Source organism: Cytophaga hutchinsonii ATCC 33406, assembly GCF_000014145.1.
Taxonomy (GTDB): Bacteria; Bacteroidota; Bacteroidia; order Cytophagales; family Cytophagaceae; genus Cytophaga; species Cytophaga hutchinsonii.
Map to the genome: position 1 here is coordinate 1,236,485 of NC_008255.1, position 26,235 is coordinate 1,262,719.

The 26,235-nt window shown below is 38.8% G+C and carries 16 protein-coding genes; 13 read left to right on the forward strand and 3 right to left on the reverse strand.

The genetic code is table 11. The annotated features are described in order from the left end of the window. Positions 1-215: 215 nt before the first annotated feature. From CHU_RS05225 to CHU_RS05255, 7 genes are all read left to right on the forward strand, one after another. Complete coding sequence (locus CHU_RS05225; protein ID WP_011584462.1) at positions 216-3,041, forward strand: hypothetical protein; 2,826 nt, start codon at positions 216-218, stop codon at positions 3,039-3,041. Between the two features lie 247 nt (positions 3,042-3,288). Further along, entirely contained in the window at positions 3,289-4,479 is a 1,191-nt protein-coding gene (gene fabV, locus CHU_RS05230) for an enoyl-ACP reductase FabV (RefSeq protein ID WP_011584463.1), read from the forward strand. A gap of 137 nt (positions 4,480-4,616) precedes the next feature. Next, positions 4,617-5,663: an endolytic transglycosylase MltG gene (gene mltG, locus CHU_RS05235; protein ID WP_081428650.1), complete on the forward strand. Its 1,047-nt coding sequence runs from the start codon at positions 4,617-4,619 to the stop codon at positions 5,661-5,663. A gap of 8 nt (positions 5,664-5,671) precedes the next feature. Further along, complete coding sequence (locus tag CHU_RS05240; protein WP_011584465.1) at positions 5,672-6,109, forward strand: acyl-CoA thioesterase; 438 nt, start codon at positions 5,672-5,674, stop codon at positions 6,107-6,109. Further along, the gene (locus tag CHU_RS05245) at positions 6,078-7,001 is read left to right on the forward strand and encodes a YihY/virulence factor BrkB family protein (RefSeq protein ID WP_041932207.1); all 924 of its coding nucleotides are present in this window, start codon (positions 6,078-6,080) and stop codon (positions 6,999-7,001) included. Before CHU_RS05240 ends, CHU_RS05245 begins: the two co-directional genes overlap by 32 nt. A 230-nt stretch (positions 7,002-7,231) precedes the next feature. Then, a complete protein-coding gene (locus CHU_RS05250) occupies positions 7,232-15,304 on the forward strand; it encodes a glycosyl hydrolase family 8 (protein ID WP_011584467.1) in 8,073 nt (2,690 codons plus the stop codon). A 182-nt stretch (positions 15,305-15,486) separates the two neighbouring features. Next, a complete protein-coding gene (locus tag CHU_RS05255; protein ID WP_011584468.1) occupies positions 15,487-16,113 on the forward strand; it encodes an L-threonylcarbamoyladenylate synthase in 627 nt (208 codons plus the stop codon). 112 nt (positions 16,114-16,225) lie between these two features. On the opposite strand, the gene CHU_RS05260 is transcribed toward CHU_RS05255, so the two are convergent. Beyond that, on the reverse strand, positions 16,226-17,101 hold the full coding sequence (locus CHU_RS05260) for a lysophospholipid acyltransferase family protein (RefSeq protein WP_011584469.1): 876 nt from the start codon (positions 17,099-17,101) through the stop codon (positions 16,226-16,228). A gap of 11 nt (positions 17,102-17,112) precedes the next feature. Between CHU_RS05260 and CHU_RS05265 the strand changes: the two genes are divergently transcribed. From CHU_RS05265 to CHU_RS05285, 6 genes are all read left to right on the forward strand, one after another. Next, the gene (locus CHU_RS05265) at positions 17,113-17,760 is read left to right on the forward strand and encodes a WbqC family protein (RefSeq protein ID WP_011584470.1); all 648 of its coding nucleotides are present in this window, start codon (positions 17,113-17,115) and stop codon (positions 17,758-17,760) included. 152 nt (positions 17,761-17,912) lie between these two features. Continuing rightward, positions 17,913-20,459 carry an ATP-dependent Clp protease ATP-binding subunit gene (locus CHU_RS05270; RefSeq protein WP_011584471.1) on the forward strand — a complete coding sequence of 849 codons (2,547 nt, stop codon included), beginning with the start codon at positions 17,913-17,915 and terminating at the stop codon, positions 20,457-20,459. Positions 20,460-20,601: 142 nt separating this feature from the next. Next, on the forward strand, positions 20,602-21,282 hold the full coding sequence (locus CHU_RS05275) for a hypothetical protein (protein ID WP_011584472.1): 681 nt from the start codon (positions 20,602-20,604) through the stop codon (positions 21,280-21,282). After that, complete coding sequence (locus tag CHU_RS05280) at positions 21,257-22,012, forward strand: DUF3307 domain-containing protein (RefSeq protein ID WP_143144084.1); 756 nt, start codon at positions 21,257-21,259, stop codon at positions 22,010-22,012. The genes CHU_RS05275 and CHU_RS05280 overlap by 26 nt, the downstream gene beginning before the upstream one ends. Continuing rightward, positions 22,012-22,155: a WGR domain-containing protein gene (locus CHU_RS19375; RefSeq protein ID WP_143144083.1), complete on the forward strand. Its 144-nt coding sequence runs from the start codon at positions 22,012-22,014 to the stop codon at positions 22,153-22,155. The genes CHU_RS05280 and CHU_RS19375 overlap by 1 nt, the downstream gene beginning before the upstream one ends. A gap of 375 nt (positions 22,156-22,530) precedes the next feature. Then, complete coding sequence (locus CHU_RS05285; RefSeq protein WP_041932208.1) at positions 22,531-22,935, forward strand: OsmC family protein; 405 nt, start codon at positions 22,531-22,533, stop codon at positions 22,933-22,935. Here CHU_RS05285 and CHU_RS05290 read toward each other — a convergent pair. Both CHU_RS05290 and CHU_RS05295 read right to left on the reverse strand, forming a co-directional pair. Next, complete coding sequence (locus tag CHU_RS05290) at positions 22,932-23,948, reverse strand: hypothetical protein (RefSeq protein ID WP_011584475.1); 1,017 nt, start codon at positions 23,946-23,948, stop codon at positions 22,932-22,934. The genes CHU_RS05285 and CHU_RS05290 overlap by 4 nt on opposite strands. 155 nt (positions 23,949-24,103) lie before the next feature. Next, positions 24,104-26,176: a hypothetical protein gene (locus tag CHU_RS05295; protein ID WP_011584476.1), complete on the reverse strand. Its 2,073-nt coding sequence runs from the start codon at positions 26,174-26,176 to the stop codon at positions 24,104-24,106. Positions 26,177-26,235: the final 59 nt, after the last annotated feature.

A 26,235-nucleotide genomic window follows, 5' to 3' on the forward strand; every position in this document is an offset into this window, starting at 1 on the left:
ATGAATGTATCTACAATCATGAAATAATACGCTTTATTACCAGGAATTCCTGCTGTTCAATAAAACGAATCACATGTTTTTATTATTTATGTTTTTAAATTATCCATTTTATTTCTGCATGCTGAAATCTGACTCTGTTTAGCATTCAATTCTGCCGGCCTGTATTAATTATCAGTTCTTTGCCTTATATTTCATTCTGATTACACGATCATTTTATGAATAAAATACTTCAATTGTTTTTTGCATTCGGAATATGTTCCTTTTTTATCGCATGCAATCATTCTGACGGACCTGCATACCGTATTGAACCGCCATTCAAATCCATTCCGCCACATTATGATACGTTTGAGCTTAATGCTTCGGAACCAAAAATGCTTCGATTACCTGGCGGTTCAAGTATTGAGATTCCGGCGAATGCATTTGTAGATAAGAGCGGCAAACCCGTTACGGGTAAGGTGGAATTGAAATACCGGGAGTTCCACACGTCTGCAGATATTTTGGCCAGCGGAATTCCGATGCTGTGCAACGATGAGGATGGTATTACAAAATCCTTTGAGAGTGGTGGTATGTTTGAAATTTCTGCTACAGCTAATGGGCAGGAGATTGATATTGCAAAAGATAAAAAAATCAATGTTCATATGGCTTCTGATGTGGAAGGCGATTTTGATTTTTATTATCTGGAAGAAGATGGAAATAAAAAAACAGCAAACGCGTCTTTATTTTTACAGACGCAACCAGCGCCGCTTTCAGAGAAGCAATATCGCTGGAAGAAAATATATGCTGCCAAAGAAGAAGGAAAAGATGCTGCACCGGAACGTTCGAAAGCATCCGTGCACAAATATTTTCAAACACACTTTGATATTAAAAAATATCCGGAAACAGCTGTACTGGATACGATGAAATGGGAATATGCAGGCATTACTAAAATGGATGATCCTGCAGACCCGGCCAATACATTTTTTAAGGAAGAAAAATGGGCAGAAGTTTCTATTTCTCAGCCGGTATATTATACCGAAAAAATCAAAGAGGTGAAGAGAAATAAAAACAACAATGGCAGGCATACAAATTCTTTAGTTATGTTACCCGATTCGTTAGGCATTTTGGTGAATGAAGCTCCCGGGTATCTTTGCTGGTATGAATGGAACGGAAATTTAAAAACGCGTTTTAATGGGGTTGAAGGTGTAAAATATGATTACTACGCAGAAGGGGCATATGGTTATGAGAATTTTTCTTTCATAAATAAACAACAGTCGCACCTGTTGCTTTTCGATGAAAATAATCATTGTAAGCTGTTTTCAGTGAACGGAAAACTGATAAAAGATTTCGGTGTTTTATCTGATCCTTCCTTCGATCATACAGGCAACAAAATCATTGGACAGACTGGTACAGCTGCCAGCGGAAATCTATCTGTCGTGATCTTTTCAATCACAGGTGAGGTTCTGCATACATTTCCTGTTACTGTTGCACCTTACTCTATAATCAACGATTATTGGCAACTCTTCGATGATCAATCCAAATTTGCACTGATCAATAATGATAAAATAAGCGTAATTGATACAGATGGGAAAACTATTTCCTCTACACATATAGATAAAATCTATTATCTGGATTTGTTGAGTTATCACCAGGCGATCGCGGTGCATACGTATGACAGTCAATTATGGGTGTGGGACTGGAAGAAAAATAAATCACTGAAAGTTAAATTTGATGCCGCCAGCTATTCTACTTCAATGAGTCCGAAGGAACCGGTTATAATTATTCATAAAGATCATAAGAATGTGTTCTGGAATTGGGAAAACGATACGTATAAAGAAATAGCTAATGTGAATAATGTTGGACTATATTATTCTTTTAAGGGTAATTTCATCTATTCGTATAATACTATCATAATCTATACAGGCGCAGCGATAGATAACAATACAAAACAAAGTACATATCTGTTCAATAATTCAGGCACCCTAATACGTATGCTTGATAAATCCCGTTCCTATTCCTTTCGTTTTGATGAACGTGAAGAACGTATATTGATTTCTGGAGATACCAGTGAATTATATTTGATTGATAAATCAGGAAAGCTGCTTTATGATTTCAAAACATATGATCCTAAAATTAAAACGGTTCATTTTTATACGAATGGAGAGATGTTATCTACCACAGAAGACGGAACAGTTGTATTGTGGAATAAAAATATCGAACCTGTACATTCAGTAGTTGCACATACAAAAATGACTTCGTTTTTTCCGGATAGTCCGGGAACATGTTACAGCATTGGCAGACTGCAGGCGACTGCCCTATGGGATATAGCAATGGGTAAAAAACTATATGCCTATGACGATAAGCTGGTCTTTAATGCACAAATGTTTGACTATAGAACCGATAAACACGTTGTTATACCTAAACATGTTGCCCTGTCGTTTGACTGGTCAGATACAAAATCAGTGAACATCTGGAAAAATACTTCTGTGAAATTACCGGAAGGCGTATATCATATAAATTTTAGAAATAACTCAGCAGATTTTCAGACATATGTATACCTGAGTGCTGAACAGCTTGAACAGATTAATAAGTACCAGCATGCACTTAAGCAGCGTATAAATAAAGAGATAAAGAATGAAGTTAAACGTGCTGACCAGGAAGCAAAGCTGTTACGGAGTTTTGAAATCAATAATTTCGGGATCTATAACTGGGACCGTTTTTATAAAGACAGTAATGCGTTGTCAGTTCACGCAACCATAGATCTGGGGAATAGTGTAACTGAATTTAATCATGTTACATTATTTTTAATAACGGGAAAAGACAGAAACGTAGTTGTGAAATATTACGTATCTACGCTGAATAAATTTTGCTTTGTGCCTGAAGATCATAACATGCTCCTGGCTATATTACCGGATGACCGTATAGCTGTTTTTGAAGAGGGTAAATTCCGTGCCCTTGATATTGAAAAACTTAAAAAAGATAACGCATATACATTTAACATGACTATCCTGGAAGAGCAGGCATCCAGAACGTTGCTGGACAGGATCCTTCAAAAGCCTTCATGACACCTGACAGGTAGGGAAACGTTTATTTAATACAGATGTGCCAGTATGTTTATATATGCTTATAAAGAGTTTAAATAAGGTATCCTGTCAATAAAAACTCGCATTAAGCCAATATATATAAATCAAAATTGACTTATTTGTATTAAATTTGGAGTTGAGAGGGTTTGCTTTTTAGGGTTAAAAAAAGAACCATAGAATAAAAGACACCGTATCAGCGTTTAACACAAGATTAACTTTATACACGAATATGATTATTGAACCTAAAATGCGTGGCTTTATCTGTTTGACTTCACACCCGACAGGTTGCGAACAGAATGTGATAAACCAGATCAATTATGTAAAATCTAAAGGCGTAATAAACGGACCTAAAAAAGTATTGGTGATCGGTGCTTCTACAGGTTTTGGATTAGCTTCCAGAATTACAAGTGCATTTGGTTCAAATGCAGCTACCATAGGGGTATTTTTTGAAAAGCCTGCACAGGAAGGTAAACCGGGTTCGCCGGGCTGGTATAATACGGTTGCTTTTCAGAATGAGGCAAAAAAAGCCGGAATCTATGCAAAAAGTATTAACGGAGACGCTTTTTCTACAGAAGTAAAACAAAAAACAATTGATCTGATCAAAGCTGACCTTGGCCAGGTTGATCTGGTAATATACAGTTTGGCATCACCTGTCCGCACTAATCCGGTTACAGGTGTTACACACCGTTCGGTATTAAAGCCAATCGGGGGGGCATTCAGCAATAAAACAGTCGATTTTCATACCGGAAATGTTTCTACGGTTACAATTGAACCGGCAAACGAAGAAGACGTTACCAATACCGTTGCGGTAATGGGCGGTGAAGACTGGGGCATGTGGATGGATGCCATGCTTGAAGCCGGTGTACTGGCAGAAGGTGCAACAACAGTGGCCTATTCGTATATCGGGCCTGCATTGACAGAAGCTGTATATCGTAAAGGTACCATTGGCAGAGCAAAAGATCACCTGGAAGCTTCGGCGGCTACTATCACAGATAAATTAAAATCTGTAAAAGGTAAGGCATATGTTTCTGTTAACAAAGCATTGGTAACACAGGCGAGTTCAGCTATTCCGGTTATTCCGCTTTACATATCTTTATTATACAAAGTGATGAAAGCCGAAGGTATACATGAGGGCTGTATCGAACAGATTCAACGTTTATATGCCGATCGTTTGTATACAGGTAAAGCGATACCAACAGATGAACAAGGCAGAATCCGTATTGATGACTGGGAAATGCGTGAAGATGTACAGGCTAACGTTGCCGCTTTATGGGAGCAGGTAACTTCTGAAAATGTTTCGGACATAAGCGATCTGAAAGGATATAAAAATGATTTCTTAAACTTGTTTGGCTTTGCAGTAAATAAGGTTGATTATCTTGCAGATGTAAACGAGAATGTAACCATTGAAGGCTTGGTATAAGTATACAATCAACCTGATGAAAAGACTGTAGAGATACAGTCTTTTTTTATACTTTACTGAAACATGCCCTAGCGTTAACTGTTTTATGCATATCTCTATTCATAAAACAACATGGATAAACACAGCGATCAAGTAACATGAGAGATAAAAAAGATACCGTTAAATATATTGTGGTTTGTACAGGGATTGCATTTGTAATGCTGTCGTACTATGTATATCAGATTTTTTTTACGCCAAACTTCGGCAATAATAATGACGCCAAAGATTTTGTATTATATGTGCGCAAAGGCGCTACGTTTCAGGATGTACTGGACACTCTTGATAAACATAACGTCTATGAAGATAAAACATCGTTTGCCTTCATAGCAAAAATGTTAGGATATCAGGATCAGGTAAAAGCCGGCAGATACGTACTTCCTGTTAAAACAACAAACCTTCAGGTTGTTCGTAAATTACGCAGCGGTGCACAGGATCCTATAAAAGTCACCTTCAACAGCATTCGTTTAAAAAGTGAATTTGCAGAACGCATCGGCAGTAAGTTTTCTTTTGGTTCAGATACGCTGCGGAAATTATTAGCAGATGAAGCTGTTTGTAAAAAATATGGTTTTGATACCAGCACCATATTAGCGATGTTTATTCCGAATACCTATGAATTTTACTGGACCTTATCAGCAGAAACTTTTATGAACCGAATGCAGAATGAGTATACACAGTTCTGGACGGTGAAAAGAAAGGAACAGGCACAGGCAGCAGGGTTAACACCTATACAAGTTTCTATTTTAGCATCCATTGTTGAAGCTGAAACAAATATGAATACAGAGAAACCAACCGTAGCCGGTGTTTATATCAATAGGTTAAATATCAATATGCCGCTTCAGGCAGATCCGACTGTAAAGTTTGCCTTAGGTGATTTCAGTATTAAACGCATCAATCATGATTTGATTGATGCTGCAGGGAATTCACCGTACAATACCTATCGGGTAACAGGTTTGCCGCCGGGTCCGATCAACATGCCTTCTATTACAACGATTGATAAAGTATTGAATTATGAATCGCACAATTATCTGTTTTTTGTAGCGGATCCAAAGAAACCCGGGTATCATATTTTCAATGCGGATTACCGTTCACATGTGAATAAAGCAAATCAATATCGTAAAAGTCTTAATACACGAAATATTCATTAATTCGTTTTATGATAGAACATTCAGTACAGATACGCGTCCGTTATTCGGAAACAGATCAAATGGCGTATGTATATTATGGAAATTATGCGAGTTATTTTGAAGTGGCGCGCGTGGAAGCCTTTCGCAGGATAGGTTTTTCTTACAAAGAAATGGAAGAAGCAGGTGTTATGATGCCCGTTTTGGAATACAAAACGAAATACCTGAAGCCTGCAAAATACGATGATCTGTTAACAATTAAGGTGTATATTAAAAATAAGCCAGGTATTCGGATTACGTTTGATTATGAAGTTTATAATGAACAGCATGTGCTTCTTACAGTTGCAGAAACCACACTGGTTTTTATAAACAGCCAAACAGGGAAACCAATGCTTCCGCCGCCAGTATTCATGTCTTTTTTTGAAAAATATTATACGGATGATAAACAAAATCAAATCCAGAATTCTTAATCATAAAACCGTACATGTATTCCATAAGCGGGCATCAAAAATTAAAGTAGGAGAGCGAAATATTCCACTGATTGTATTCTTACGCATTCTGTTTAAAAAACTGAATAATGATGATATTAATGTGCGTGCGAAAAGCATTACCTATGATTTTTTTCTATCTATATTTCCGGGTATTATCTTTCTTTTTACGTTAATACCCTATATTCCTATTCCGGATCTGGATAAAAATATTCTTTCAGCGATTTCCGGTTTTCTTCCCCAAAACATTTATGTTTCCGTTGAATCAACCTTAACGGATATCATCAACATTCCGAGAGGAGGTTTGCTATCCTTTGGTTTCCTGTTTGCTTTTTATGCTGCCAATAATGGAATCATATCTGTTATCAACACATTCAATCATTGTTATAAAACAACCGATGACAGAAGTTTTATCGCTAAGCTGGGCATCAGCATCAGTATCCTTTTCCTGTTGTTTTTGGTGGTAGTAGGAGGTATTGTTATTACCTGGTTTTTAAAATTACTATATACCAATTTAGAGAACGGATTTGATGTATCCAGCTTTCAGTTATATTTCGTAGCGTTTTTAAGACTGTTTGTAATGTTCTTTCTGATTATTATGAGTATATCCATTATGTATTTTATAGCTCCGTCAATTCACAAGCGCTGGAAGTTTTTTTCGTTGGGATCTGTAACAGCTTCAATCTTGTGTTTTGTATTTAATCTCGGTTTTGGATTTTATATCGAACATTTTAATTCATACAATAAAGTCTACGGCTCTATTGGGGCACTGATTGGTTTTCTGCTGCTTATTTTTGTAAATATTTTAATGCTTCTGGTTGGTTTTCAGATTAATGCATCGTTAGAACTGGCCCATAAAAATGAAATCAACTAAAAGATCCTAATTGTATCGGTAGAGAATTTCCGTGAATTTCTGCTTATTTTAAAGGTATTAGATGCTGTTATTCAATTAGTTGAATAACAGCATCTAATACCTTTAAATTTAATATTATAAATAATAAATATGATTTTTTTTCGATTTGGGTTACTTTTTTATTATTTTAGCAGACTAGTAGTTATATCTATACTTCAACTATTACAAAATAAATACAAACCCAAACGTATATGATTAAGAAATTTAATCTAAAGCTTATTGTGTTTTTGATTGCCTGTCTGTACAGCGCGATGCTGTCGGCGCAGATCAATACACCATCCGGAGCTGTGGTACCATTTAACTCGAATCCGAATTATGGTGGTAACGGTATTATGCCAACCAACCTGCCAACCACCGGAACATATGGTAAATCGCAGGATGCGGCAGATGCCTATAATGAGTGGAAAGCTGCCTATACAGAAACATGTACAGGTGATATGATCCGTATCAAATTTGATGAGCCGAATCGTACCGTGTCTGAAGGTATTGCGTATGGTATGCAATTAGCTGCCTATGCTGCGGATAAAGCGTTATTTGATGGTTTGTATAAATACTGGAAAAACTTCCAGTCTCCGAATTCATCCGGTAAAGCCGGTAAGTTAATGAACTGGAGAATCAATGGCTGTTCAGGCGTGAGTGGTACAGGCAGTGCTGCCGATGCTGACGTTGATGCTGCATGGGCATTAATGATCGCAGAAACTCAATGGCCGAATCTGAATACACCTTATGATTATATCACTGAAGCAAACAATATGCTTAATGCCATTAAGGAATTGGAAATGCTGAATGGTCAGCTTATCAATGGTGATGGCTGGGGATTTGCTGATCAGTGCCGCAACCCTTCGTATCAGTCTCCTGCATATTATGAATACTTCAAAGTTGTAAATGCAGGTAACTCAGGTACATGGAACGGTGGAATTACAGGAGCCTATAATCTGATTAATGCAAACGCTGACGTTACTACCGGTTTAATTTCGGATTGGTCAAATCCAAGCGGTGTTAGAAATACCTGTAACCCGGGTGGACTTGGACAGGCAGCAACAGATGGTTATGGCTATGATGCCTGTCGTAACCCATGGAGAATGGCACAGGATGTAATCTGGAACAACAATGCCAACGCAAAAACGATTTGCGGCAAAATTACCGATAAGTATATCAATGTAAAAGGTCCCGGTGGCGTAGGTGGTCCGTTATATCAGAATGGTAATAACTATGCCGGTTTCTCACACAATGCAACATTCGTTTCCACATTTGCAATGGCTGTTATGGGTTCAACCAACCAGGCGTTGATGAACTCCATGTATACAGAGACAAAAAATACAAAAGATGTAATTAAAAACTCTACACTTTCCGGTTATTTCGGTAATACATTGCGCTGCGTGTCTTTATTTATGATGACAGGTAACTTCTGGAAATACGGAACAACTTCTTTCCAGGATATAAATGTTCGCAGAGGTACAACTACTGTAAGTGTATTGTCAGGAACAACGTATGATTTCCAGACACAGCAAATAAACACAGGCGGTAAAGTTGGAAACTTTACGATTGAAAACCTTGGTTTTGCATCGTTGACATTATCAGGATCACCAATAGTTGTTTTAAGCGGTACAAATGCTGCCGACTTTATTTTAACGCAACCAACAGCTACTTCGTTAGCATTGAGCCAAACAACAACTTTTACGGTAACATTTAAACCAACTACAGTAGGGGATAAAACAGCTAAATTAACGATAGCGAGTAATGACCCGGATGAAGCTTCGTATGTTATTAACTTAACCGGTACAGGTACATTAAATGCAACTGCTCCCAAAATGTCTGTATTTGATGCAAGCACCGGAGCAGCCGTAACAAATAATGGTACAGTTTCAATGGGAACTGCGTCTGCAGGTTCAGCCAATTTAAAACGGTTTGGTATTGTAAACACAGGTGATGCTGCGTTAAATATTCCGCCTACAGGTACTGTTGGTTATACTGTAACCGGTACAGGTTATTCACTTGTAACAACAACGCCCGGAGCTGTAGCACCAACAATCGTTGCAATCGGTGATACAGGATATGTGTACGTTGAAGCAACAAGCTTAACTGCCGCAAACCTTTCCGGTTCATTAACGATTATATCGGATGACAATATCAATCCTTCTTTCAAGATTAACCTGACATCAGCTTTTGTGGCATGTGCCACGGCTGTTACTACAAACGATGTGTATCAGGATTATAATGCGAATGCCAAAAATTCAACTGCCGGTACAATCTCCGGTTTTACTGAAAGTGTAGACAATTTATATATATCAGAAAAAAACCCTTCCACGAAAGTAGGCAGATTGGTTCGTAATACTTCAGAATACCAAGGGCCAAGATATACCTTATGTGGTTCAACAGTAAATCTAACCGCAACTAAATTTGCGATCAGTATGCTGGTTTACTCACCGGCAGCAGGTATTCCTATTAAGATGGGATTAAAAACGGATGCAGATGTTGCTGATCTCAGCTACCCGGAAAGAAGCGGTGTTATTGTTACTACAACAAAAGCAAATCAGTGGGAGCGACTTTATTTCTATCATTCCGGAGCTATTGGTGTTACAGGTATCCGCCACATAGAAATATACATTAATCCTACTGCACCTATTTCAGCCGGAACCTATTACATTGATGATATCAGATTAGAGTCTTCACCATGTCTGACTGATAATTCAGGTATAATTCAGGATTTTAATGATCACAATAACGTAACCCTGTCTTATCCGGTTGCCGGTTATGAGCCAGGTGCGGTAAACGATAAAGCAGTTGGATTAAATACCAGCACAAACATTGGTAAATTTACAAAGTCTGCAGCTACGCTTGCTTACAAAGACGGTATACGTTACATCGGTTGCGGCGGTAAATTTGACATATCTACTAAGAAGTATGTCAGTATGCTGGTTTATTCAACTGTTGCAAATGCAAAAATTAATATGTCACCTAAAATAGGGGCAAATGATGCATTGGTTTCAGCTCCATCAACAGTAACCGTTTTTGCAAATCAATGGCACCGTATATACTTTGATTTATCTGCAGTTTCTGCTACGGACATTCCTAATATAACAGGTATAGATATTTTCTTTGATCCGTTAAATGATCTTGGAGCCCAAACATATCGATTTGATGATATTCGTTTTGAAAGTGCTTTACCATGTATAGCGGGTATTGATGCAACAGAGATTTTAAATGACTTTGAAAACAACAGATTCCTTGGTGTTGCTTTTCCTGGAGAAACTCCGGTTACAGGTGAGGTAACTTACTTTAACACGGTTTCTGCTAACCCAAGTGCTACAGGTGCTAATACAAGTACCGTTGTAGGTAAATTCTTAAGAGGAACTGCTTCTACAGGAACATCTTTCCGCTTTACAGCTTGTCAGAGTAAATTAAGTTTAACTCCGGGAAGAGCAATAATTGATTTGAAGATGTACTCTCCAAATGCAAATGTTGCAGTTGTAATGTCGTTAAAAAATGCAGCTGGTGTATCGCTAAGCGATGTAACAGATACAATTAAGCTTGCTAATACATGGACAAACTTACGTTTTGACCACAGTAAATTATTGAACTCAACAGAAATTGCCTTTATTGATATCATTGTTGACGGTGCAGTTATTTATTCAGGTACTTCTTCGACGGCAACAGCCCGAACGTATTATGTAGATGATCTGAGATATTCTCTTCCTGCACCTGAAATTAATATTCAGGCAAATACAACTCCTGCATTAACGGATATTCCTACAAGAGGAGCATTTAATATGGGTACTGCTTCCATAGGTGATAGCACTACGATGGATTTCAAAATCCAGAACAACGGTTTAGAAACATTAACATTGACAGGCACCGGTGCTGCAGCATTAGTGATAGGCGGTGCAAATCCTGCTGATTTCATTATTTCTACAACACAATCATTCTCAACTTCTATCAGTGGTTTAAGTGTAACTGGCTTTACCGTTAAATTTAAACCTACAGCAGGAGGCGCACGTTCTGCATCAATCACAATTGTGAGCAACGATGCAAATGAAAGTCCATATATCATTTATTTAACCGGTACAGGAACAGTACCTGTGGTAAGTGTATTAAATGGAGGAACAACGACTTCAACGGTTATACCAAATAATAACCCGACGGCTATCAATGTAGGTACATCCGCTGTGGGTACACCTGCAACGCCTGCTTATACTTTCAGTATTAAAAATACGGGTGTTGGTCCGTTGACTGTAAAATCCATTACAGCTTCATCTACATCATTATTTACAGTATCCACATTGTCTTCTTCTACACCAATTCTGACAGGTGCCATTGCTACCTTTACGGTAACAGGTACACCGGCAGCAACTGGTTTAAATACAGGCTTCCTGACTATTGTAACAAATGATCCTGCAACACCTTCTTATAAAGTAAATATCACAGTTACGGGCAGTGTTCCGGTAATCTCGGTTTCAGATGCCACACCTGCAGTTGTTATTAATAATAATACAACACCGGTTTCAGTTGGTTTTGCACCAGTAAATACAGATGCTGCAGCCTATACATTTACGATCAATAACACAGGAAGTGCTCCGTTAACAATTACTTCCATATCAGGATTACCTACAACGGTATTTGCTATTAGTGGTGTTCCTGCAACGGCAATTGCTGCAGGCGGAAGCGCAACCTTTAAAGTAACGGGTAAACCGGCAGCAGCTGGTGTAAATACAGGTTCAATTACAATTGTTACAAATGATCCTGTAACACCGTCTTATAAAGTAAATGTAACGGTTACAGGTACTGTTCCGGTAATCTCGGTTTCAGATGCCACACCTGCAGTTGTAGTGAATAATAATACAACGCCGGTTTCAGTTGGTTCAGCACCTGTAAATACAGATGCACCAATCTATACCTTTACTATTAATAACACAGGTCTGGCTCCATTAACAATCACTTCAATATCAGGGTTACCTACAACGGTATTCGCTATTAGTGGTATTCCTGCAACACCAATCGCGGCAGGCGGCAGTGCAACGTTTAAAGTAACGGGCAAACCGGCAGCAGCTGGCGTAAATACAGGATCTATTACCATTGTTACAAATGATCCGGTTACAGGCTCATACAAAGTAAATGTTTCTGTAACAGGTACTGTGCCTGCATTACAGGTATTAAACAGTGCAACAGCTGTAACATCTGACAATGCACCGGCTATTTCTGTTGGTTCATCTACGGTTGGTACTTCTGCAGCAGCTTATACGGCGTTCTCTGTTAAAAATGCTGGTTTAGCTCCGCTTACATTTACATCGATTACAAGTTCTTCTGCAGACTTTGTAATTTCAGCTGTAACACCTGCAACACCTGCATCTATTGCAGCGGGCAATTCAGCAACATTCACCGTTACAGCCAAGCCGGCAGTTGTAGGAGCTAATACTGCTGTTATAACTATTGTAACAAATGACCCAACAAACCCTACCTTCAAATTAAATGTATCGGTTACAGGTATTGCTGCATCAACACCTTCTGTACAGGTATTGAATGGCGCATCTATCGTAACAGATAACTCTACGGCAATACTGGTAGGTACTGCTCCTGTAAATACAACGGCAGCACCTTTCACAACGTTCTCAATTAAAAATAACGGAACAGCTGCTTTAGACTTCACATCGATTACAAGTTCTTCTGCTGATTTCGTAATTTCAGCGGTAACACCTGCAGCACCAACATCTCTTGCAATAGGTGCATCTGCAACATTTACAGTAACAGCCAAACCTATGGTACTTGGAACTGGAAATACAGCGGTAATCACTATTGTTACAAACGATCCGACAACAGCATCGTTTAAGTTAAATGTAACGGCTACAGGTACAGCACCCGCTATTCAGGTATTTGATGGTGCCGGTACAACGACTCAGATCACATCAGATAACGTAACTGCCATTTCATTAGGCACAGCTACGGTGACTGAAGCGGCAACGCCTTCGCACACATTTACAATTAAAAATAACGGTACAGCTCCTTTAACAGGACTTGCATTAACAGCAACGGCAGGTTTTGAAGTTTCTGCTTTAACACCGGCAGGTACTTCGCTTGCACCAAATGCAACGGCTACGTTTACCGTAACAGGTACACCTGCTTTAGTTGGAGCAAACACGGGTTCGATTACAATTGCTTCAAATGACGGAACAACTCCGGCATTCAAGATCAATGTAAGCGTTACAGGTACTGCTGCTCCTGCAAAACTACAAGTAGTAGATGGAACAAGTATTTTAACATCTAACGGTACTGCAATTTCACTTGGAACAGCAGTGGTAGGTTCAGCTGTACCGGATTACACTACCATATCTATTAAAAATACTGGCGGATCACCGCTTACGTTTACATCCATTACAAGTTCTTCTGCTGTATTTGTTTTAGCAGATGTAACGCCAGCAGCTCCCGGAACAATAGCAGCAGGTGCTTCTGCAACGTTTACAATAAAAGCGACACCGGTATTAGGTGCTAATACAGGAAAGATTACGATTGTAACAAATGACGCAACTACACCTTCATTCGTTATTAATGTATCTGCAACGGGTACATCTAATCCGGTACCTGCCGTTCAGGTACTTGATGGTTCTACTCAATTGGTGACAAACGGAACAGCCGTATCACTTGGTACAGCTCCTGTAGGTACAGATGCTCCGGCATATACAACGTTATCTATAAAAAATAACGGTACGGCTCCGCTTAGCTTTACATCAATAACAAGTTCATCTGCCCAATTTGTAATAACGGATGTCAGTCCGGCTGCACCTACTACATTAGCTGTGGGCGCTTCGGCAACATTTACAGTAACGGCTAAACCATTAGTGGTTGGTACTGCAAATACAGCTAAGCTTACAATTGTAACAGACGATCCTGCAACAGCATCATTTGTTGTAAATGTTAGCGTAACAGGTACACCTGCTCCATTGCCATCATTACAGGTATTAAATGGTTCTGCGATTGTTACAAATAATAATGCGACACCTATTTCATTAGGCACGGCTGCGGTAGGTTCACCTGCTCCGGCATACACGTCGCTGTCAATTAAGAATAACGGATCCGCTCCGCTTACCTTTACGTCAATAACAAGTTCATCTGCACAATTTGTAGTATCTGGTGTAACGCCGGAGGCACCTACAACATTGGCTGTCGGAGCTTCTGCAACGTTCACGGTAACAGCTACTCCACTTGCTGTTGGTACAGGAAATACAGCGAAGCTTACCATTGTAACAAATGATCCTGCAACACCATCTTTTGATGTTAACGTAGCGGTTACAGGTACGCCAGCTCCGAAACCGATAATTACAGTAACCGGTGTCACAAATAACGGATCTACGGTTTCTATCGGAAATGTGACAGAAAATACTGCAACGGCTCCTTATACATTTACGATATCCAATACAGGCTCATTACCGCTGGAAGTTGGATCAATTACATCTTCGAATCCGGTGTTTGTTGTTACGCAGGTAAATCCTACTACAATCGCTCCGAATTCTACAGGTACGTTCACCGTAATTGGTACACCAACAAGTGTTGGTACAGTAACCGGAAAAATTACGATTCCAAGTAATGATATCAGTACACCTTCATTTGTAATCAATGTAAGTGTAACGGGTAAAACAGCCCCTTCAGGAGCAATACTTGAAATATTGAATAAATCTGCAATCGTAATGGTTAACGACGGTACTCCAATGATGATTGGTGCTAATTCAATCAATACGGTTACAGCGCCTTACCAGTTTACACTTACAAACCCTGGTACAGTGGCAGTAAACATTGGAGGCATAACGGCTACTACAGGATTTATTGCAACTCAAATGAATCCTACCGGTACAACACTTGCTCCTGGTGCAATTGCAACATTCACCGTAAGAGGTACACCAAACAGTGTGGGTACACCAAGACAGGGTAGTGTTATTATAAAATCGAATAATGCAGCGGGTGGAGATTTCATATTAAACGTTTCAGTTGAAGTAGGTACACCTACAGGTGTTGCTTCTGCATTGGCTGCTACAGAAATTGATCTGTTCCCGAACCCGTCTACAGGCTCAACGAACTTAGAATTCAATGGTTCATTTAATGAGGTAGCTGTAACAATCTACACTATTGATGGAAACAAAGTATTTGCAAGTGAGTATGCTTCTGTTGATCCGGGTGCATTAAGAACACTTAATGTTGAAGAACTACCTTCAGGTATTTATATCGTAGAGGTATCTACAGCAGAAGGTAAATTAGTTAAGCGTTTGATTAAGCAATAATTTAACTTAAATCATAAAAAAAGGACTGTAGAAATACAGTCCTTTTTTTATGCCTGTCCAATAAGAAATTGTTAATTAACACATCAAGATTAATGTTGAAGAATTAGAATGGATTATTAATGTGTATCTTTAATATACAGTCACAAAACATTTCTCTGAGCTGAAAAACAAAATACCATACAATGTCTGCGCTATTGTTAAAAATCCATCCGGATAATCCACCATTAAATAAAATATTAACTGCCGTAGAAATTATCCGGAAAGGCGGCATTGTGATCTACCCAACGGATACGGTTTATGCAATTGGCTGTGATATCCATAATCAGAAAGCTGTTGAACGTGTGTGCCGGTTAAAAAATATTCAGCCGGGCAAAATAAACCTGTCGTTTATCTGTCAGGATCTAAGCCATATTTCTGAATATACAAAAGCATTACCCACACAAGTGTTTAAAGTTATGAAGCAGGTGCTGCCAGGACCATATACATTCATATTAAATGCCAATAATAATGTTCCTAACATATTAAATACAAAAAAGAAAACAATTGGTATCCGCGTACCTGATAATAGAATTGTTCAGCTGTTACTTAAAGAATTGGGAAATCCGATCTTGAGTACGTCTATTAAAAATGAAGATGAAATTTTAGAATATACGACCGATCCGGAAGAGATATATGAGCGGTATAAAAACGTTGTAGATGTTATTATTGACGGCGGTTTTGGCGGTAATGAAGCATCAACAATTCTTGACTGTACAGGAAATGAAATTGAGGTGATCCGCGAAGGGAAGGGAAGTATAGAAGAGCTGTAAATTTCCTAGACATATTATTAAAAATTCCAAATAACAAAAAACAAATTCCAAACGGACAATATACCCTCTGGTTGGAATTTGTTTTTTGTTTGCGCCGCGGCGAATAGGAATTTTACACAACTGTTCCTTTTCTCACAATCTTTGCTTCTACATGTTTCCAGCGTTTATGAGACCACAGCCAGTTGGCAGGCTGTTCTTTAATACAAGCTTCTAAGCGATTGATGTAACGTTCGGTAATTTCGTGCCCTTCTTTTGCAATCGGAATGTTTTTCAAGATTTCAAACGTCACTTCATAATACCCCCGTTTGATTCGTTTCATACTTACAAATAAGACAGGCATCTGCATAGCTCCTCCGATCTTATCTCCGCCCACATAGAAGGGAGTATATTGATTCAGGAATGTTGCCCAATGCTGAATCTCGCTGTGTGGCGGCGTTTGGTCTGCAACCATTGCCATAGAACGAACGGTTTTTCTGTTTTTAATCAGTTCGCGTAAGGTATCTTTCATAGCTACCGGATGTGCGCCAAAACGTGCACGCAGGTTGTATACAAATGTATCCATCTTTTTATTGTGCAGTGGTTTGTACACTGCATCAATCGGGTACTTGGACTGTACGGCACAGATTTGCAGCAGCCATTCCCAATTACACAAATGGCTTGTTAAGCCCAGGTGTGATTGTCCGTTATCCAGCGTAGACATGGGTACATCAATATTTGTGATGCGTACCCGTTTCTCGAGTTCTTCTTTTGAAATACTTACCAGTTTTAATGACTCGAAACTAACGTCAGTAAGATTCAGATAAAAATCTTTCGTGATCTGCTTTATTTCAGCCTCACTTTTTTCCGGGAAAGAATTTTTTAAGTTTCTATATATTACCTTTGCTCTATACCGGACAATGTACTGCAATAAAAAAGCAACAGTACTGGAAAGCATATATAGAAGAGAAAAGGGGAGTTTGGATATTCCTGTAAGAATAAATCGGATCATAACTATTATTGATGACAAACGCGAACGACAAAAGTACGAGTAAAAAATCAACCTTGCTTATTGATTTACATTATTTACCCGCTATTTCTTATTTTAAAACGCTGGCAGCTGCCGATACCATTATTCTTGAAACACAGGAAACCTTTCAGAAACAGACATTTAGAAATAGATGTGAAATTCTTACATCAAATGGAAAGGAAGCTTTGATTGTGCCAATTTTACATGGAAGCAGTTCCATGATTAAGGATATTAAAATTGACTACAATCAACGTTGGTTTCAGATCCATGACCGGTCAATCCGGTCTGCCTATGGCAAGTCGCCTTTTTTTGATTTTTTTATAGAAGGGATTTCGGTTATTCTTTCTCAAAAACATACGTTTTTATGGGACTTGAATTACGCCTTACTGACACTCTGTCTTGAAAATTTAACCCTAAAAAAAGTATTATTAGAATCAAATTCGTATATTAAACCCGCTGAAGTGCCAGATAATTTGATTGATATGCGCGGGAAACTAGTGCCGCAATCAAAAAAAACAGACAGCAAATTTGTCATAAAACCTTATCAGCAGGTTTTTGGCAATGAATTTGTAACAGACCTCAGCATTGTAGATTTATTGTTCTGTGCTGTTTTAGATTCTTCTGAAATATTAAAGGAATAAGAGAAATTCAATAATTGCAATATTTTACGAACCAAAGTAGCACTTACTACGTTTGTAAGTATAATGACCATCATAATGTTGATAAGGTCTCAATAAAAAAGAATACATTTACAATAGTTTGAATTATTACACAAGGATCTAATTTAAAACACATGGAAGCAAAATTTTCAAATCGGGTAAAAGAGGTGATTTCCTTAAGCCGGGAAGAAGCATTGCGCTTGGGTCATGATTACATTGGTGCCGAACACCTGTTGTTAGGAATGATTCGCGAAGGAGAAGGTGTGGCAATTAGTTTATTAAAAAAACTAGGCATCACGTTAGATTCTTTAAAAAAGTCGCTAGAAGAAGCCGTTCGTGGAACAGCTACTGGTAACGTTAAAAACCTTACCAATATTCCTCTGACAAGACAGGCAGAAAAAGTATTAAAGATTACATATCTGGAAGCAAAGATCTTCAAAAGTGATCTTATTGGTACAGAACATTTATTGTTATCTGTATTGAGAGATGAAGATAATGTTGCTACACAAATATTAAACAAATTTGATATTACGTATGATGTTATCAAGGAATTGCTTGAATACCATACGCACACACCAAAAGCTACAGATGCTGAAGATGCAGATGACGATTCATCTCGTTTGTTCGGTAACAGCGGTTCTGGTGCGGGTAAAGAAGCAGCTCGTCCGGGTGCTGAAAAATCAAGAACACCTGTACTTGATAACTTCGGCAGAGATTTAACAAAATACGCGGAAGATGGAAAACTTGATCCGATCATTGGTCGTGAAAAAGAAATCGAACGTGTTGCGCAAATCTTGTCCCGTCGCAAAAAGAATAACCCGATCCTGATCGGTGAACCGGGTGTGGGTAAAACAGCTATCGCTGAAGGTCTTGCATTACGTATTGTTCAGAAGAAAGTATCACGTGTTTTATTCGGTAAACGTGTAGTAACATTGGATCTGGCTTCATTGGTGGCAGGTACAAAATACCGCGGTCAGTTTGAAGAGCGTATGAAAGCAGTTATGAATGAACTGGAAAAATCTCCTGAGGTTATTCTGTTTATTGATGAGATTCATACCATTGTTGGTGCAGGCGGTGCTTCCGGTTCATTGGATGCATCGAACATGTTTAAACCGGCATTGGCGAGGGGAGACATACAATGTATTGGTGCTACTACCTTAGATGAGTACCGTCAGTACATCGAAAAAGATGGTGCTTTGGCTCGTCGTTTCCAGATTGTAATGGTAGATGCAACAACACCGGAAGAGACTGTTCAGATTTTGAACAACATCAAAGAGAAATACGAAGATCACCATAATGTAATTTATTCTCCGGAAGCATTGGAAGCTTGCGTTAAGTTATCGGATCGTTATATCAGCGACCGTTTCTTACCGGATAAAGCAATTGATGTGTTGGATGAAGCAGGTGCCCGTGTACACATTAACAATATTCACGTTCCTGCAGATATCCTGAAACTGGAAGAGCAGATTGAGAATATCAAAAAAGAAAAAAACAAAGTTGTTAAAAGTCAGAAATACGAAGAAGCTGCTCAATTGAGAGACTCTGAGAAAAAACTGATCGAACAGTTGGATAACGCCAAACTTCGTTGGGAAGAAGAAACCAAGAAGAAACGTTACCATGTAAAAGAAGAGAACGTTGCAGAAGTAATTGCCATGATGACGGGTATTCCTTCTGCACGTGTTGCGCAGAAAGAATCATTGAAACTGTTAAGCATGGGGTCTGATCTGAAGGCTGCCGTTGTTGGACAGGATCAGGCAATTGAAAAATTAGTAAAAGCCATTCAACGTACACGTGTAGGGTTAAAAGATCCGAAGAAACCGATTGGTTCATTCATCTTCTTAGGTCCGACAGGTGTTGGTAAAACTGAATTAGCGAAGTCTCTTGCTAAATATTTATTCGATAAAGAAGATTCGCTGGTACGTATTGATATGTCTGAGTATATGGAGAAATTCTCTGTATCGAGATTGGTTGGTGCGCCTCCGGGATATGTCGGATACGAAGAAGGTGGTCAGTTGACTGAGAAAATCCGTCGTAAGCCATACAGTGTTGTATTGCTTGATGAGATTGAGAAAGCGCACCCGGATGTATTTAACTTAATGCTTCAGGTATTGGATGACGGTATCTTAACAGATGGTTTAGGGAGAAGAGTAGATTTCAGAAATACAATCATCATCATGACATCAAACATTGGTGTTCGTGACTTGAAAGATTTCGGATCAGGTATCGGTTTCAATACACAATCCCGTAAAGAGAATGTAGATGAAATGATGAAAGGTACGATCCAGAATGCCTTACGTAAAGCATTCTCTCCTGAATTCTTAAACCGTTTGGATGATGTAATTGTATTCAACTCTTTAACAAGAGAAGATATTCATGTAATCATCGATATCACGTTGGCAAAAGTATTCTCAAGAATCACAACATTGGGTTATACAATTGAATTAACGGATAAAGCGAAGGATTTCTTAGCGGAAAGAGGTTATGACCAGCAATATGGTGCGCGTCCGTTGAACCGAGCGATACAGAAATATCTTGAAGATCCGATTGCAGAAGAAATTCTGAAAGGAGATGTTCAGGAAGGTGATACAATCTTAGCTGACTACAAAGAAGGTGCAGATGGTTTAACTGTTCGCAATAAAAAACAAGCCGAAGAAACAACGGAAGGCGAAAAAGAAAAATAAGAATAATTGTTATAGATTAATGAAAAGTCCTGCTCACAAAGCGGGACTTTTTTTATTTATGACTATAAGCTTTTAACCTTATAAGTATGTATTATAAGGCTAAAAGCTTATATTTGTTCATTATCAGGTTAAAAGCTTATATATGAAAGGTTCGGTAATTACAGCTGATCTAGTGAATTCATCGGGAATGTCGTTTGATCAGAAAGACAGATTACTTGAAAGTATCCGGCAGAGATTGTTGCAGCTTCAGAGCAGTGGTATACTTGCGAGTAGCCAATTGTACAGAGGCGACAGTTTTCAGTGTCTGTTAAGGAATCCCGTAAATGGATTACGCGCTGCCTTGATTTTAAAAACCTATATAAAAAGTCTTGATCCGGCCACGCTTAGGTCATCACCTGTAAAGCATTCAGCCTCGGGATTAATATTTATTGATAAAATGTTTGACGTGCGTGTGTCAATAGGCATGGGCGAAGTAATCAATAATATAACCGATCCTGGATTATCAGACGGAGAGGCTTTTCAGCTTTCAGGCAGGAAACTTGATGAAATGAAAAAACAGAAACTGACGTTTGCGATCAGTACAGATGATATTTATAAAGAAGAATTGATTACCCTATCAGCGTTACTTGATTTTATCATCTCTAAAACAACAGCGCTGCAATGTGAAGTCATTACCTTTAAACTGGCAGGACTTACTGAAGTGGATATAGCAGAACGCCTGGCGGTACATCAATCGGCCGTAAATCAACGCGCCGCTGCTGCAGGATGGAGCGCTATTGAAAATGCAGTGAAACGATTTGAAACGATATACAGCAATGGATAACTATGTATTTTTTACAGAAGAGCAGGGCAATATATTGATCCGGTTATTGCTTGCACACTTGCTGAGCGACTTTGTATTTCAGACAAAGAAAATGGTAGCAGGCAAAAGCTGGTTCTCCAGGTATTTAATAGCGCATGCTGCCATTGTATACCTGTGCACGGCATTGTTTACGGGCTGGTGGGTTATTGCCTTCGTGATCGCAGCTTCACATTATATTATTGACGGACTTAAAATAGAAGCTCAAAAGAAAATGTTTGCCGGCGAATTAGTTTTATTTGTAACCGATCAGATACTGCATATTGCTATATTGATTTTTTTGTGGGCATATCAATTCGATTTGATGCATCTCCTCTTTAATATGTTTACGGCTTCGCTGAATGATTATACTATAAGTCTGGTTATGTTGGGTTATCTGATCGTAACAACGCCTGCCGGCTATGTTATCGCCTTTACAACAAAAAACATGATGAAAGAAAATTCCGAATCGGGAAATAATGAACGTGGCGGAAAAAATATCGGCATCTATGAACGCATTATTATTCTGACCTTTGTATTGCTCGGGCAATATGAAGCTATTGGCTTTTTGATTACAGGTAAAAGTATTATTCGTTTTGTCAATAAAGATGAACACATTCGAAGTGAATATGTTTTGTTAGGTACTATGATGAGCTATATGTTTGCCATTGTTACAGGTGTACTGATTAAATTACTGCTGGCAGATTATAACTAATGTTTAAAACATTCATTTTTCACGAGAGAGATTCGAAAAAATTCTGGCGTGTATCTGTTGAAGGTGCTGCACTGACTGTTGTGTATGGCCGTATCGGTAGTGCATGCTGTTCGGAGATACAAGGAGTCGGATTTACAGGCTGAGGCAGAAAAGTAGCTTAAAACTGATTGCAGAGAAAACAAAAAAGGATATAGAGAAGATCACACTGCATTCTGACTGACAGGAAGAAGATGATAGTTTAGACTTTACACTTCTTAAGCTTTTTAAGAAGTGTAAAGTCTTAAGCTTATATTAAACGCTGTTGAATAGTTTGTTTTATTTACATATATTTTCTTCTGTTTATTTTTTCAATAAGTGATACAACAATAAGCAACGCAAACACTGCAAAGACCAATGTTGCTTCCATGGGGTTTATCCAATAACGTACCTGTTTTATAAATAAAAATCACAGTATTCCAGGCTATGTTTTTAGTTTTTCTGAATTCCTTTTTACACTTTTGAATAAAATAAACAACAGTATGGCAAAAGTATATTCACGCATTCAGAAGGAAAAATATAAAATAGAAATAAAATCTCCTTCGGGAAATGTGCTTATTGCGGATGAACCTGCAGAAAAGGGCGGCAATGATCTTGGCTTTTCTCCCGTGGAGTTATTGGCATCTTCGTTAGCTGCCTGTACAAGCGCAACGCTGAAAATGTATGCAGATCACAAAGGCTGGGATTTGGCAGAAGCTCATATAGAAGTGGAACTGGGGCGTAATGAAGATTTAAATAAAACGTTTATAAACCGGATGATTTCATTTTCAGGAAATCTGGATGAAAAGCAACGTGCACGTTTGCTTCAGGTTGCGAACAGCTGTCCGGTGCATAAAATTCTAAGTAATCCCATTGAGATCAATACGCAGCTGCTTGAAAATAATTAAAGCTTTTTAGCAGCTAAATGCGTTAACAGATGTTCTGCTGTTAACGCTATCAAAATGGCATATAAAGCAGAACCAAAATAAAACATACGCGCTGCATCACCTGATATGAGCGCATGTACAAGGATACACCCGAAAAATATCCAGTAGTATTTTTCAACAGCGGTTTTCCATATTGTACGGCAGGAGCTATTTAATGCTCCGTAAATCAGTATGAAAGTGAAGATGCCAAATACCGTAAAGATCTCACCAAGTCCGCGTACACTTGCAAGTTCACCGATTGTAGTTGTTGTTTTATGTACATGACGGATGAATATTTCTACGAGTGTTTCTTTGGATACTGCTGCCGTTTCCTGCATGGGCAGCCAACAGTCAATGAGTGCGTGTTCACCGAACAGAATCAATAAACTGCCGGCAACTAAACCCGCGCGCAGATACCAGGTACCCGGCCCTGCAAATATTATGAGCGGTGCAAATAATAAAAACGATTCTTTGGCCAGAGCGCCTGACAATACTGTAATGGAAAAGAGCATCAGGTTGTTGGTTTTAATGCTGTATAATAACGCTGCAATGGCAACCAGATACAAACTGTCAGTGAGTGGTAAGCCGGCAATATACGCTACCCAGCGGCTTGTTAATACAGCCGCCAGCGCAATAAGCACTGCTGCCAGCCGGTTGGAATATAAACGGAGCAAGCGGTAAACCAGCCATCCATAAAAAGCCGTAATAAAAGAATTGATTATAAAATACGCAAGCTGGAAGGGCCACAGGCTCTCCGCTCTATGTGGCCAGAGTTTAGCATATACAGCCTGCAAGGGTATTGCTATGATTTTTGCTGCAAATGGAATTACAAACCGGTAGCGGTGCACCGGATTAACATTATAATCTCCATCCGACATTGCTAAATAACTTTCCGTATCCGAAGAATGTGAGAAGTCATAATGTACATACATACTATATGCCGGGCCAATGATGATGGCCAGACAGAAAAGGTAGGTGAGGAGGAATCGTGTCAAGTTAGAATGCTTTGAAATTAAAAATTTTATACAATAATTGAGAGGTGTAAAGTGTAGTCGTATCTTTGTAATTTCCTTTTTTGTGTTTTTAGAGTTCGTAAGATGATTATTAAGAATAACTAATCTTAATTAGAGAAACAATTACACTTTACACTCTAATATCCGCCATTAAGCTTTCGTATTACCCATTCACAACTGGCCAATGCAATCAGCAGGAATAAGATCCACGGAAGGTTGATGATTTCATTTAACGTTTCCTGAGAACGGATAATCGTTTTGAATTGCTTTTCTTTTATTGCCGCGATCAGTGCATCACTTTCATTGATGGTGAAAAAAGCACCATTGCTTTTATTCGAAATAGATTTTAATAAGTTAAAATCAGCTTTGATTGATTGCGCCTCAAGGCTGGTTTTTCGGATGATGAATTCACCGCTGCTTTTTTCAAGCGTACCATTTAACGTTGTTGTTGCAAGATAGCGGTATACCCCTTCCTGCAGGCCGTTTACTTCAAAACGGTTATTGCCAGGGCTTGTAGCAAACGAGTAGTTAAATACTTTTCCTGATTCATTTTTTATCTGAAGCGCAATCTCTGTTCCGTAAATACGTTCCATTAAATCATTATATAATTCAGCTTCAAAATAAAGATGTTCGCCGCTTTGCAGATCATTTACCGTTGGGTATACACGGAACTTACGTTTGTCGTTTTCGCTTGAAATGTACTGCACACATTTCTGAATGAATTCGTCGAAGGCTGCTGTATTCTGTTGTGTCTGCTGATTGTGTAAGCGCCACTGCCAGATGCCTTCGCCGGCCAATACCATAGTTTCTCTGTTTGCTGCAATACTCAGCAACGGTTTTGTTGTACTTACTCGTCCTACACGCTGGAATAAGATTGCCAAACCATCCTGTTTTAATTTGTATTCTCCAAAATGACACTGCAACGGCGGTGCGCTGTTTAGTAATTCCTGCATGCCTAACGGCATAATGAAACGATCAAAGGAACTGTTTACTTCGCCGAATACAAGATCTTTTTGTGCACTGCGCGTTTGTATCTGCATCAACGTGTTCACCTGATTGAAATTTGGAATAGCCGTCTGGTTGCTGATGATGTACCACTTAGGTGTTTTCATGGCAACCAGTGCATCGAATTCTTTTTTACCGGCAGTAGTTTCGTCCGGGAAGTGATGGAAAATAATGAGGCTGTACGCAGCGGATTTATATTCTGAAATGCCTGGGATGAAAACCGACACGTCAATATTTTCCTTTGCAGACAAAGCACCCTGTATGGCTTTAATATCCGGGTGCGGGGACGGTGCGGCGATTAATACTTTTTGTTTGTTGTCAACAATATCAATGTACACATGCTGAACATTATTTTCTGTGGTGAATTCACCCGCCAGCGGAACTATTTCAACAACGTAATGCTGAATACCAACAACATCCGATGAGGTACGGAATTCAACCGGTATTTGCTGTTCACTTTTAGTTAAATTTATTTTCCTTGATTCAAGCACGTTACCGTTGTGTTTGAGCTGTAGGGTTGCTGTATTGTTTGAAAACCCTTTTTGTGCGATCTCCGCAACGATGGGGAAATCATTTCCTTTAAAAGCAAGTTTGTTGTGGATCGCAGAAACCAGCCGTACATCTTTCTGATCCGATGTATCGCCTACGCCAATAGTAAATACCGGTGCAGTAGAAGGAGTAATACTCGGGTCCATTCCCACATTATAAATACCATCTGAAAGTAAAATACTTGCAGCTATATTGCGTCCGCTTTCTTCCTGTTTCGGCTCCAGCAGCAAGGCATTTAAATTTGAGGAAGGAAATGTAAATGTTACAGGATCATTTTCCTGTTTACCTGAAAAAGAATACACGCTGGTTTCAATACCTTCATTGTTTAATGCCTGCTTTATTTTGTCGATGGTTGTAAGCCAGCTCAACCGTTGCGTTGAATCACTTGTCAGTTTAAGGGATGAAGAATTGTCAATATGAATAAGTACCGTTGGTTTTTCTTTTGTATTTTCAAAATAACGGATAACCGGACCGAATAATAAATACACAAGAATACTGACCAATACAAAACGTAATGCCGCAAGACTATAATTTGTGCGTTTTGTCCAGAGTGTCTGAACCCTGGAATATAACGTATATGCGTATGCTGCACCAATGGCAAAACAAAGAAGGATAAACCACGGAGAGCTCGATGCGTAAAGTGAAATGCCGTTCATAGATAAAAGAAATCCTGCACCGTTAAGATGCAGGATTGAAGATAAAAAGAATTTCGCAA